This is a genomic window from Xanthomonas sp. NCPPB 3761, from assembly GCF_041475705.2.
Lineage (GTDB): Bacteria > Pseudomonadota > Gammaproteobacteria > Xanthomonadales > Xanthomonadaceae > Xanthomonas > Xanthomonas phaseoli.
In genome coordinates, this window is sequence record NZ_CM191262.1 from 2,537,461 (window position 1) to 2,550,179 (window position 12,719).

The 12,719-nt window shown below is 64.5% G+C and carries 10 protein-coding genes and 1 pseudogene; 7 read left to right on the forward strand and 4 right to left on the reverse strand.

From position 1 onward, the window contains the following. Window positions 1–18: 18 nt before the first annotated feature. The 4 genes and pseudogenes from ACCQ00_RS11155 to ACCQ00_RS11170 form a co-directional block, all read right to left on the reverse strand. Window positions 19–822, reverse strand: a pseudogene (locus ACCQ00_RS11155) (IS5-like element ISXfu1 family transposase); the annotation flags it as partial. Between the two features lie 53 nt (window positions 823–875). Beyond that, window positions 876–1,424 (reverse strand): hypothetical protein, encoded by a 549-nt coding sequence (locus tag ACCQ00_RS11160; RefSeq protein ID WP_127446478.1) that lies wholly within the window; start codon window positions 1,422–1,424, stop codon window positions 876–878. Window positions 1,425–1,562: 138 nt separating this feature from the next. Beyond that, window positions 1,563–1,973, reverse strand: coding sequence for a hypothetical protein (locus ACCQ00_RS11165; RefSeq protein WP_039574994.1), 411 nt, complete (start codon window positions 1,971–1,973; stop codon window positions 1,563–1,565). A gap of 142 nt (window positions 1,974–2,115) precedes the next feature. Continuing rightward, window positions 2,116–5,271, reverse strand: a complete 3,156-nt coding sequence (locus ACCQ00_RS11170) for a TonB-dependent receptor (protein WP_372353925.1) — start codon at window positions 5,269–5,271, stop codon at window positions 2,116–2,118. Window positions 5,272–6,108: 837 nt separating this feature from the next. Here ACCQ00_RS11170 and ACCQ00_RS11175 point away from each other — a divergent pair. The 7 genes from ACCQ00_RS11175 to ACCQ00_RS11205 all read left to right on the forward strand — a co-directional run bounded on the left by ACCQ00_RS11175 (window position 6,109) and on the right by ACCQ00_RS11205 (window position 12,701). Further along, a complete protein-coding gene (locus tag ACCQ00_RS11175; protein ID WP_005914940.1) occupies window positions 6,109–6,849 on the forward strand; it encodes a flagellar motor protein in 741 nt (246 codons plus the stop codon). 6 nt (window positions 6,850–6,855) lie between these two features. Then, complete coding sequence (gene motD, locus ACCQ00_RS11180; protein ID WP_011347247.1) at window positions 6,856–7,830, forward strand: flagellar motor protein MotD; 975 nt, start codon at window positions 6,856–6,858, stop codon at window positions 7,828–7,830. Window position 7,831: 1 nt separating this feature from the next. After that, window positions 7,832–8,614, forward strand: coding sequence for a ParA family protein (locus ACCQ00_RS11185; protein WP_017155249.1), 783 nt, complete (start codon window positions 7,832–7,834; stop codon window positions 8,612–8,614). Then, window positions 8,611–9,885 (forward strand): chemotaxis protein CheW, encoded by a 1,275-nt coding sequence (locus tag ACCQ00_RS11190; protein ID WP_046830607.1) that lies wholly within the window; start codon window positions 8,611–8,613, stop codon window positions 9,883–9,885. Before ACCQ00_RS11185 ends, ACCQ00_RS11190 begins: the two co-directional genes overlap by 4 nt. A 102-nt stretch (window positions 9,886–9,987) precedes the next feature. Beyond that, complete coding sequence (locus tag ACCQ00_RS11195) at window positions 9,988–10,296, forward strand: STAS domain-containing protein (RefSeq protein ID WP_003489692.1); 309 nt, start codon at window positions 9,988–9,990, stop codon at window positions 10,294–10,296. Continuing rightward, window positions 10,293–10,658 (forward strand): response regulator, encoded by a 366-nt coding sequence (locus ACCQ00_RS11200; RefSeq protein WP_002806565.1) that lies wholly within the window; start codon window positions 10,293–10,295, stop codon window positions 10,656–10,658. Before ACCQ00_RS11195 ends, ACCQ00_RS11200 begins: the two co-directional genes overlap by 4 nt. 33 nt (window positions 10,659–10,691) lie before the next feature. Further along, window positions 10,692–12,701, forward strand: coding sequence for a chemotaxis protein CheA (locus ACCQ00_RS11205; RefSeq protein WP_039574998.1), 2,010 nt, complete (start codon window positions 10,692–10,694; stop codon window positions 12,699–12,701). Window positions 12,702–12,719 lie beyond the last annotated feature (18 nt).

Sequence of the window (12,719 nt, forward strand, 5' to 3'; positions counted from 1 at the left end):
TTCTGGCGTCTGCTAATGGGCGGGGGGATTACCCCAGCGCTTGGCCAACTTCAGTTCGCGCTTGTTCTTGATCTGCTTCAGCTTCGAGGGCTTCTCCGCGATCAGGTAGCGTAGCTTGCGCTTGCCCTTGATCTCATCGCGCTTCTCAAGCCCGGTGTAGCCGCTGTCCCCACACACCGTGTCTTCCTTGCCATGCAGCAGCTTGTGCGCTTGCGTGATGTCCGCCACGTTGGCTGCCGTGCATTCCACGTGGTGCACTAGGCCGGATTCATCATCCACTCCAATGTGCGCCTTCATCCCGAAGAAGTATTGGTTGCCCTTCTTGGTCTGGCGCATCTCCGGATCGCGCTCACCGTCCTTGTTCTTGGTCGAACTGGGCGCAGAGATAATCGTGGCATCCACAATCGTCCCGCCGCGCAGGCTCTGACCCTTGCGCGACAGATGCGCGTTCACCCGATTGAACAGCTTGCGCGCCAAATCGTGCTGCTCCAGCAGATGGCGAAAGTTGAGAATCGTCGTCTCGTCCGGCACCTCATCCAGCCCGCCGATCTTGGCGAAACGGCGCATCGACACCGTGTCGTACAAGGCTTCTTCCGCCGATGGATCGCTCAATGCATACCACTGCTGCAAAAAGTGGATGCGCAGCATCGTCTCCAGCCGATACGGCTGTCGTCCCGGTTGCCCCGACTTCGGATAGTGCGGCTCGATCAGCCCCAGCAGCTCCTTCCACGGCACGACCTGCTCCATCTCGGCCAAAAACACCTCACGCCGCGTCCGCTTGCGCTTGCCGTCGTACTCCGCGTCGCCGAAGGTCAGCTGCATCGAAATCGTCTACTCGGGTCGATGATCGATTGTGGCAGATCAGGACGGATTGTTCAGAGTTTCCCTAATTCAGCAACCCGTTTACGAAGTTGCGGCATCATGTCGTACGCCGAAGGTATGCGCGGCGGCAGACCAGAATAGCTTCGAAGCGCTATAGCTAATTCATACGCTTCTATGCCGAGCCGGCCGTATTGAAGTCGGCGTTGGAGAAATCCAGCATCGGGGTCTTGATCCCCCTCGAATGCGATCAACTCCCCTGCTTGCCTGTATGCAGTCGGAAGCGCGAAGACTCGGTCAAGAAGGCCGAGGGGGAGCGATTTCCAATTAACCGCAAGGGGACTCAGATCGAGCATCGGTGACTTCACGGAACTGTCCTGCTCTCCGTCCAAGTTACGGAAACCGACATCGATTGCGACGTCGGCACATCCGCTCGCGAAGGCGTTCAGTGCACTAGCGACTGTGATCGCCAAGTAGATCAGGTCTTCATCTCTGTGCTTCCGTTCCCGCAGCCATGCTATGGCGGCTTGGAGCAGGCCTCCGATGATCACGCCAATGAGGCCGAATGTGCCGGTTAGTACCTGGGGGTATAGCTTAGGGTCCATGGTCATCCTGCTCTTTTATCGAATTCTGCCAGACAACGAGCCTTTTGCTTCGCTATTGGCCGAGCGCGCGCAATCGTCGCCCAAGCAAGAACGGTTCCAGGTGCACTTGTTCCACAGACACATATCCCGGCAAGATCCTTAATTATAATCGGCCAAGCATTTATCTAGGGCCTCAGTGGCGTCTTTCGCGTCACGAATGGCACCATGAAAAATCTGGGCCGCGGCATAGCGATAGTGCCGTGTCTGATCAGCCGGCTTATCGCCATCCATCGAAATTGCGGCCATGACTAGTACGCCGTCACTTATCCGCATCTCCACTGCGTGCCTCAAAGCATGGCCCAGCTCAGAGCAAATCTTTGTGCTCTTCTTTTCCCATGCACCGGGCGCAACAACAACTCCTGCAATGCGCTTCTGGAGCGCGTCTGACGCCTGCTCAGCGGCCTGCTTGTAGGCGTCCATATTTTTGGCTACACCGTCGTAGTCGATCTTGCCTTGGCCGTGTGCTGAAAATGCAGCCAGGAGCAAGAGAACCCCTGCAAATCCCTTCATGTGCTTCGCTTTCCGTAGGAAGCCAAAAGGATATCTCAAGGGGTCCCTGCTTCGAAATAATAACTTCCACCGCAGCCCGGCCGCCGCCAAACCATCGCGCCCATACCGCCACGCGGCAGGCATGGGCGCGACACGCTGGGACCTAGAACTTATAGGTCAGCCCCAGATACGCCAGCCGGCCTGCGTAGCCGCCAGTATAGAAGCGGGCGCGGGTGTCCTCGCCCAGGTGCGAGCGGGACTCCTGCTTGGTCAGATTCAGCACCGAGGCGGTGAGGCTGAGCGCCGGGGTGATGTTGTAGGCCGCGTTGACATCGATCTGGTAGTACGGCTCCTCGAAGACGTTCAGCCCGTTGACCAGGCCTTGCACCAGCTCACCGCGGCGGTTGTATGAGGCGCGCAGCAGCAGGCTGTCGGTCTCGTAGAACACGGTGAGGTTGGTCTGGTTCCTGGCGCTGCCCGGCATGGCGGTCTCGCCGGCCTGGGTGCCGTCCTCCAGCCGCACCGCCGCCTTGCTGGCATCGTTGTAGGTGTAGTTGAACTGCACACCGAGGCCGGACGGCAGCGTGTGCTGCGCGTACAGCTCCACACCCTGCGAGACCGCGTCCTGGCCGCCGGCCTGGGTGCTGTAGTTCTGCACGGTGACCAGTTGTCCGTCGACCATCATGTTGACGTCGCTGATCACGTCGACCGCGAAGTTCTCCACGTTCTTGCGGAACAGTCCCACACCTGCCACCGAGCCCGGCTGGAAATACCATTCCAGCCCCAGGTCGAACTGGTTGGCCTTGTACGGCTCCAGGTTCTTGTTGCTGCCCGAGCCGTACCAGCCCTGCTCGCTGGCACCGCCGGTCAGGCGCCGGTCGGCCACGTACTCGGCGCTGTAAAACTCCAGGCTGCCAGGCGCGGCGATGTCGTTGTAGCTGGGGCGTGCGATCACTTTCGACGCTGCCGCGCGCAGCAACAGGTTTTCGGTCAGGTCGCAAGCCAGGTTGAAACTCGGCAGCACGTCGGTGTAATTGCGGTCCAGCCCGCTGACCACGAACGACTCGGTGCGTTGCACGCTGTCGGCCAAACGCCAATAGCCTTCGGTGCCGCAATAGGTATCGGCCGGTGCGCCGCCGGGGGCGGCGGCGCCCTGCTGGCAGGCCAGCGGATTGCCGTCGGCGCCGTCGAAGAAGTAGTCGTTGTAGGCGGTCACCTTGTCGGTGGAATCGGCACGCTGCCCGGTGCGCGCCACCCGCACGCCGACGTTGCCACGCAGCCGCTCGGTGTGGAAGTTGAGCTGCAGATAGCTGGAATAGATTTCCTCGTCCACGTTGTAGACGAAGTTGTCTTCGCTGCGGGTCTGCATCGCGCCGTAGGTTTGGTTCAAGTAGCCGATGTAGCCCGGGAAGTTGATCGACGGAAACGCGCTGGCGTTGAATCCACCGGCCAGGTTGTCCTGCGCGAACAGCAGGCCCGGCGAGAACTGCGTGGCGATGGCATTGCAGCGCCCGTTCCAGTAGCGGTTGTCGTAGTCGCCCGGGTCGGTGCCTGGGCACACCCAGTAGTTGTTGCCGGTATTGCGGTGGATACCGCCGTCGCGCCGTTTGATGCCGAACTGCAGCGAGTCGAAGAAGTTGCCATCCATATGCCAGGTGGTATCGATCTGTGCGTACTGCTGCTGATTGGTGTTGCGGGTCCAGGACGAGCCGGTGGAGCCCAGATCGACCTGCAGGATGCCGTCGCGCAGGTTCTGCATCAGCTCCGGCGAGAATGTCATGCTCGGTGTGCCGGTCAGGTCCCAGGCGCTGGCGAAGTTGCCGTTGCTCCAGCTGCCGTCGGCGTTCTGCAGGCGCGGCTTGATCGGCAGGGAAAACTGCAGCTCCGGCCCGCCCTTGGCCCAGGTGCGGCCGGCCTTGAACGCCACGTCCACCTGCTCGCCACGCCATTCGCCGCCCAGGTCCACCGTCTGCGACTGCGATTTTTCGATGTTGTAGCTGCCGGTGATCTGCGGCGTCGGTACCGTGCAGTCATCCGAACCCCAGCCACCCGGCGGCAGGCCGGCCGCGGCGGCCTGCGCCTCGCTGCAATAGTAGGTCTTGCCCGGACGCAGGCTGTAGGCGGCGCCAGTGACGATCGTGCCGCTGGGATCGAACTGCAGCCGGTCGAGCAGGCGCCCGCCGCGCCAGTTGCCGTCGCCGAAGTAGCGCGCGATGTTCCACTCGGGAATCTTGATGGTATTGGTCTGCGAATTCTGCGACAGGTCGAAGCGGAAGTAGTTCGCGGTCAGCGTCAGGTCGTCGGTGGGCTTGAACTGCAAGGTCAGTTGCCCGCCCTTGCGCTCGCGCTCCTCGCGTTTGGCGTCCAGGCTGACCGCCGTCGGCATCATGAAACCGGTGTAGTAATTGCTGTTCTGGTCCCAGAAACCGGTACCGCCCCACCAGTTGGCGTTGAAGTCCGACGGATCTCCATTCACGTCGACCGCCGGGCCGACTTCGTCGCGGCCGTACCACTGCCAGCTCTCGGTACTGGCATTGAGCGTGCGCGCGGTGCGCTTCTGCTGCGTGTAGCCCACGAAGACACCGAAGCGGTTGTCCTTGTCGTGCCACGAGTACGACCCGGAGAACTGGCCGTCGGTCTTCTTGCTGGTATCCGACCAGGTGCCCTCGGCCGAGACGAAGCCGGAATGTGGCTCCAGTTCCAGCGGGCGCCGCGTCTGCAGGATCACCGTGCCGCCGATGCCGCCTTCGTCGATGCGTGCTTCCGGGGTCTTGTACAGCTCCGCGCTGCCCAACAGGTTCGACGGCAGCAGCGTGTAGTTGAACGAGCGCGTCGGGTCGCCGTTGGATTCGGCGGTGGCGATGTAGTTGCCGTTCAATTCGGTCAGCACCAGCTCCGAGGACAGGCCGCGCACACTGACGTTCTTGCCTTCGCCGCCGTCGCGGCTGATGACCACGCCGGGCACGCGCTGCAGCGCATCGGCCACGTTCTTGTCGGGGAACTTGCCCACGTCCTCGGCGGTGATCACATCGACCACGGCGTTGGCGTTGCGCTTCTGCTCCAGGCTCTTCTCGATCGCGTAGCGGTAGCCGGTCACCGTCACCGCGTCCAGGTCCGTGGCCTGCAACGCGGCCTGGCCCGCAGGCGCCGGCGTGCCGTCGGCCTGCTGGGCGGAGACGTGGGTGGAGGCGGCGCTCGCCAACAAGGCGATGGCGATACCGGCCGACAGCGTGCTGCGGTTGCGTGCGAATGGCGTGCAGTTCATTTCGATCGTGCTCTCCCAATAGTGATCGGCCTCGGCGGCTTTGTATCGATCCAACGATCGGACAAGAACGCCGCGCGAAGTAACGCAAAAATGTCCGGCACCGTTGCGGCGCCCGGTTTCCCTCGTCTTCTCTCCCCGTCCGCGCGAATGCAATTAGATCGTTCTAATGCAGGGGGACCCTAAGTAGCACAGCGCATGCGCCAACGCATTCTGCCGCGCAGCAGGCCCGCGGCGTTGCAAGCGCGCGATTGCGGTCGGGCTCGCCACGTTTGCGCGCGGCACGGTACAGCCTGTCTGCTGCTGCGGCAGCAGCTTGATCGCGACCCACTTGCGCCCTCGCCCGCAACCAGGCGCAAGCGGCTTATCGCGGCGCCTGCGCGCGTTTCACCATTCACAACCGAGCTCAGCGAGAAGCAGGGTCGACCTGCGTGTCGGCACCTCTTCTACATGGCCACTGCACGTCGCTTGCCGGCTATCGCCATGCAGGGATGTGCGGTGATGGCGAGCGCCATTACAGGGATGTGCAGTGATGGCGAGTTATCAAGAATGTTGCAGGGTCGAAGAGACGGTTCCCGGCCGCGCTCGCGCTCGTCAGCGAAGCCGGGGACCGAACCCTGCGCCTGGACGTACCTCACCCCAACCCCTCTCCCGCAGCAGAGGGGCTCAAGACCGCGCAGGCCTTGCGCTTGCTCTGCCCTCCTAAAAAGCAGGGCCAACGCTAGGTATCGCTGAGTTAATCGAGACTTTTCCGACCCAGAACCGATCCGCAGCCGCGCGTACCGCCCGCACCCAAGCCGGCAATTGAAGACCCCTCCTCCAGAACGACAACTTTCTGGCGCGCCAACCGGGCGCATCTATCAAGTCCGCCGGGCCTGGGCCGATACCGCATGCATGGACAGACTCAGCGTAATCGGACTGGTGCTGGCGATCGTGGCGATCGTGGGCGGCAGCGTGTTGAAAGGTGCCGGCATTTCGTCGCTATGGTCGCCGGCTGCCTTCGTGATCGTCATTGTCGGCACGGTGGCCGCAATCCTGCTGCACACCTCGCCGGCGGTTTTCCGGCGCGCGTTCAAGATCCTGCGCTGGGTGATCCAGCCGCCGGCCAGCGACCGCCCGCAACTGGTGGCGCGTATCGTCGAGTGGAGCAATATCGCCCGTCGCCAGGGCCTGCTGGGCCTGGAAGACCAATTGCCGCGTCAGGACGATGCCTTCCTGCGCAAGGGCCTGCAGATGCTGGTCGATGGCGTGGAGCCGGAAGCCATGCGCAACATGCTCGAGATCGAGGTGGACAACCAGGAGCGTCAGGATCTTGCCGCGGCCAAGGTGTTCGAGGGCATGGGCATCTATGCCCCCACGCTGGGCATCATCGGCGCGGTGCTGGGCCTGATGGCGGTGATGAAGAACCTGGCCGACCCGGCCATGCTCGGGCACGGCATCGCGGCGGCCTTCACCGCCACCATCTACGGCATCGCCTCGGCCAACCTGCTGTTCCTGCCGGTCGCCGCCAAGCTCAAGAGCGTGATCCATTGCAGCACCAACGAGCGCGAAATGGCGATCGAAGGGCTGATTGCGATCGCCCAGGGCGAGAACCCGCGCAACATCGAATCGAAATTGGCAGGCTACTTGCATTAGCGCGTTATGGCCCGTCGTCGCAAACACCACGAAGAACATGGCAACCACGAAGCGTGGGCGATTCCGTATGCCGATCTGATGACGCTGCTGCTGGCGTTCTTCGTGGTGATGTACGCCATTTCTTCGCTCAACGAAGGCAAATACAAGGTCATGGCACAGGCGCTGACCAGCGCCTTCGGCGGCTCGTCGAACAAGGCCAGCCCGGTGCAGCTGGGCAAGACCCAGACCCTGGGCGCCGATTACGACCGCCCATCCGTGATCAAGGCCGGTGCGCCGATGGCGGCCTCCAACGGCCCGACCGACCCCACCCTGCTGCCGTCGATGGCTGCGCAGATGCGCATGCCGGTGTCGCTGCGCAACCAGGCGCAACTGGCGCGCGCACAGCGGCAGATGGATGCAGTGGAGCAACAGCTGAGCAAGACGCTGGCCCCGCTGATCGACAAGCAACTCATCACCATCCGCCGCAACGATCTGTGGATCGAGGTGGAGATCAACAGCGACATCCTGTTCGGCACCGGCTCGGCCACCCTGGCCGGCGGCGCGCGCGGGACGCTGTCCACGCTAGCCTCGGTGCTGCGCGATGCGCCCAATGGCGTGCGCGTGGAGGGCTATACCGACAACCAGCCGATCGCGACCGCCCAATTTCCCTCCAACTGGGAACTGTCGGCGGCGCGCGCGGCCAGCGTGGTGCACCTGTTCGCCGACGACGGCATCGCCCCGCAACGATTGGCGATGGTGGGCTATGGAGAATTCCGCGCACGTGCCGATAACAGCACTGAGGCGGGACGGAATGCGAACCGGCGTGTGGTGTTGATCATCCTCGCTGACTCGGCTGGCTCACTCGCACCCGATCCGCCATCGCAATTAAATGCGACCGCCGCCGGGGCGCCCAAGCTTCCCAAGTCTGACGGCGGCCAAACGGCCGTCACCACCGAAAGCGGCACAAGTTCCGTCCCCGCCGTAATTCAAGGAGTGCAGTGACATGCGTATCTGGGCAATCGCCAACCAAAAGGGCGGCGTCGGCAAGACCACCACGACGCTGGCATTGGGTCGCGGCCTGGCCGCGCTCGGCCACCGCGTCTTGTTGATCGACCTCGATCCGCACTCCTCGCTCACCCGCGCGTTCGGCGTGGCGGTCGACCCGCCGCCGCGCGGGGTGCTGGACCTGTTCGGCACCCCGCCGAGCGATCTGGCCAGCCTGGCGCATGAGAGCAGCATTCCGGGCCTGTCGTACGTGTGCGCGCAAGCCGCATTGGCCACGCTGGAACGCCGCAGCGCCAACCAGCCCGGCCTGGGCCTGGCGTTGCAGAACGCCATGACCCGGCATGCCGGCCAGCACGACTACATCCTGCTGGACTGCCCGCCCACCCTGGGCCTGCTGATGATCAACGCCCTGGCCGCCTGCGACCGCGTGGTGGTGCCGACCCAGGCCGAGCCGCTTGCCCTGCATGGTCTGGCCAGCATGGTACGCACGGCCGACATGGTGCAGCGCTCGCGTCGCCGCGAGCTGCCGGTGTCGATCCTGCCCACGCTGTTCGACCGCCGCACCCGCGCCGGCAACGAAACGCTCAAAGAGATGCAGACCACCTACGGCCCGGTGGTGTGGGAAGACGCCGTTCCGATGGACACCCGTATTTGCAATGCCGCCGCACTCACCGTTCCCGCCACCGGCGGCGACTATCAGGGCCGCGGCCTGTCCGCCTATCGCCGCGCGCTGGATTGGGTGCTGGCCGATGACGCGATGCGTATGGAGCAAGCCGCATGAGCAACCCCACCGCCAACGGTGAATTGGACGATTATCTGGAAGGCCTGCTGCACGATGCGGGCGTGGAGATCGTCGCCCCGCCTGCGGCCGCCGCAGCCACGGTCGAAACGCCGGCACTTGCGCATGCTGATCTCGCGCTGGCCGAGCCGCCGTTCGAGACTGCTGCAGTTCCCGAAGCCGCCACCGTCTCCGAGGCCGCCACTTCCAATGCGATTGCCGCGGTGCGCAGCGCCGATGCGATCGCCGCCGATTTCCTGGCCGAAATGGATGCCGATCCGGCCTTCGCTCCGCCGGTCAAGGCCGCGCCCAGCGCCGCCGACATCGCCGCCGACTTCCTGGCCGAAATGGATGCCGACCCGGCCTTCGCTCCGCCGGTCAAGGCCGCGCCCAGCGCCGCCGACATCGCCGCCGACTTCCTGGCCGAAATGGATGCCGACCCGGCCTTCGCACCGCCGGCCAAGGCCGCGCCCAGCGCCGCCGACATCGCTGCCGACTTCCTGGCCGAAATGGATGCCGACCCGGCGTTCGCCCCGCCTGTCAAGGCCGCGCCCAGCGCCGCCGATATCGCCGCCGACTTCCTGGCCGAAATGGATGCCGATCCGGCGTTCGGAACCGCGCCCACCGCAGTGGACCTGATCACAGCCGATCTGCTGGCAGAAATGGATGCCGACCCGGCCTTCGGGATGGAGGCCGCACCGGTCGCGGCGCCCGCACCAGCCCCGGTCCTCGCGCCCGCTCCGCCCCCGCGTGCAGTACCCGCGCCGGCCCGGGCGCCGGCACCGACCGGGCTGCAGGCACTGCTGGCGCCCGGCCAGGCCGACAAGATTCACGCTGAACGCCGCGCCAGCGAACGCAGCACCCGCTGGCTGCGTCTGCGCTGCGGCGAACAGACCTATGCGCTGGAATTGCTCAAGGTGCAGGAAGTGGTGTTGCCCGTGCCGCTGCTGCCGCTGCGCGGCACGCCCAGCGCCATGCTGGGCATCATGAACCTGCGGGGCCAGGTGGTCCCGGTGATCGATCTGGGCATCCACTTGGGCTCATCGCCGGTGGACATGGACCTGCAGACCCGCGTGGTGGTGCTGGAAGAAAACGGCGAAACCATGGGCCTGCGCGTGTCGGCCGTGGAAGACGTCACCAGCCTCACCGATCAGCAGATCGAGCCGCCGGACAACGCGCGCCTGTGCCGCATCTACAACAACTTGTTCCGCGGTGTGGCACGTCTGGGCCATCAGCCGATGATCCTGCTCGATGCCACCCATCTGCTGCATTGATGCGCGCCTAGCTTGCTCGCACCTGCACGCACGACGATTCACCGTTAAAGCTTTTCCGCCCCCCGCCGTTAGTACGCATAGAACCATCCGTTCGGAGCAACAATGAGCACAGTGACATTGGGTGAGGATCTCGGCATCGAGACCAGCGCCGACCTCAAGCAAAAGCTTGCCGGATTCCTCACCCAGGACGGCGACCTGGTGCTTGATGCCGGTGAAGTCCGGCGCATCCACACCGCCAGCGTGCAGTTGCTCTGCGCCTTTGTGCAAAGCCGCCGCCAGGCCGGCCTGCACACCGAATTCGATGGCTGCAACGACACTTTTAGGGATGCAGCGCGTCTGCTCGGCGTCACCGACGCGCTCGGACTCCCCGCATCCAATGACAACCTGAAATCTGTGGAGAACGCCGCATGAGCGCACGTATCTTGGTGGTGGACGATTCGGCGTCGATGCGCCAGATGGTCTCTTTCGCCCTCACCTCTGCCGGCTTTGCCGTCGAAGAAGCCGAAGACGGCGCCGTTGCGCTGGGCCGCGCGAAGGGCCAGCGCTTCAATGCGGTGGTCACCGACGTGAACATGCCCAACATGGACGGCATCTCGCTGATCCGCGAACTGCGCCAGCTGCCGGACTACAAGTTCACCCCGATGCTCATGCTCACCACCGAGTCGGCGGCCGACAAGAAGTCCGAAGGCAAGGCGGCCGGCGCGACCGGCTGGCTGGTCAAGCCGTTCAACCCGGAACAGCTGATCGCAACCGTGCAGAAAGTTCTCGGTTAAACCCTCCTCGCTTCAGCTTCGGATGTCACGCCCATGAGCATGGACCTGCAACGTTTCCACGCCACCTTTTTCGAGGAAAGCCGTGAAGGGCTCGACGCGATGGAGGCCGGGCTGCTGTCGCTTGAAGAAGGCAACCGCGACCCGGAAATCATCAACTCGGTGTTCCGCGCCGCGCACTCGATCAAGGGCGGCGCCGCCACCTTCGGTTTCGACGCCGTCGCAGGGCTGACCCACGTGCTGGAGACGCTGCTGGACGAGCTGCGCTCCAACAAGCGCCAGCTCGAGCCCAATGCGGTCGATGCCATGCTGGGCTCGGTCGACGTGCTGCGCGCCCTGTTGCGCGAAGCCGAACACGGCACCCCGGCCGACCCGGCTGCGGTCAAGGCCGTGCACACCCGCTTGAATGCCGTGCTCGCTGGCGAAGCACCGGCGGCCGCGGCGGTTGCCAAGCCGAAGGAAGAAGAACCCGAAGCCTGGCACATCGGTTTCACCCCGGCGCCTTCGCTGTTCATGAGCGGCAACGACCCGTTGCGCATCATCCGCGAGCTCGAACACCTGGGCCCGCTGCAGATCGCCGCGCGTCTGGAGCGCATGCCGGGCTTTGAAAACATCGACCCGCTGGAAGCCTATCTGGCGTGGGACCTGGGCCTGATCGGCAAGATCCCGCGCAGCAAGATCGAAGACAGCTTTGCCTGGGTGGTGGACGACTGCGAGCTGGACATCCGCCCGATGGCCGTGCCCGGCCCGCCGCCGAGCCTGGCCGTGGACGCTCCGGCGGCCGCACCGGTTGCCGCCGCCGCCGCTGCAGCGAGCGCCGCTGCCGAACCGGCTGCCGCCGCAGCGACACCGGCCAAGGCCGCCGCTGCCGAAGCCGAAAGCTCGATCCGCGTCAGCGTCGACAAGGTCGATGCATTGATCAACCTGGTCGGCGAGCTGGTGATCACCCAAGCCATGCTCAAGCAGGTCTCCACCGGCCTGGACCCGGCGCATGCCGAACAGCTGTTCGCCGGACTGGATCTGCTCGAACGCAATACCCGCGATCTGCAGGAAGCGGTCATCGGCGTGCGCATGCTGCCCGTCGATGCCGTGTTCCGCCGCTTCCCGCGCCTGGTGCGCGACCTCTCCAGCCGCCTCGGCAAGCAGGTGCGCCTGCGCACGATTGGCGAAAGCACCGAGCTGGACAAGGGGCTGATCGAAAAGATTGCCGATCCGTTGGTGCACCTGGTGCGCAACTCGATCGACCATGGCCTGGAAATGCCCGATGCGCGCCGCGCCTCCGGCAAGGACGAAACCGGCACGATTACTCTGGCGGCCTCGCATCAGGGTGGCCACATCGTGATCGAAGTCAGCGACGACGGCCGCGGCCTCAATCGCGCCAAGATCCTGGAAAAAGCAGCCGAACGCGGCATCGCCGTGCCGGACAACCCGACCGATGCGCAGGTGTGGGACTTGATCTTCGCACCTGGCTTCTCCACCGCCGATGCGGTGACCGACCTGTCCGGTCGTGGCGTGGGCATGGACGTGGTCCGCCGCAACATCCAGGGCCTGGGTGGCGAAGTGCAGCTGGAAAGCAACGCCGGCAGCGGTACCCGCGTGTTGATCCGTCTGCCGCTGACCCTGGCCATTCTGGACGGCATGACCGTCTCGGTCGCCGGCGAAACCCTGATCCTGCCGCTGTCCTACGTGCTCGAAGCCCTGCAGCCGGCACCGGAAGACGTCCGCGCGATGGCCGGCGACGGTCGGGTGCTGCGGGTGCGTGGCGAGTATCTGCCGATCCTTTCGCTCACCAATTACTACGGCTTCGGCGGGCAACAGTCCTCCAAGGAATCGCTGGTGGTGGTGGTCGAAGGCGACGGCCAGAAGATCGCGCTGGAAGTGGACGAGCTGCTCGGCCAGCAGCAGGTGGTGGTTAAGAACATCGAGAACAATTACCGGCGCATTCCGGGCGTTTCCGGCGCCACCATCCTCGGCGATGGGCGGGTGTCGCTGATCGTGGACATCGGTGGCCTGGTGCGCTCGCTCAAGGTGCCGCAAGCCGCGTAATGCACTCGCCGCGGCCCG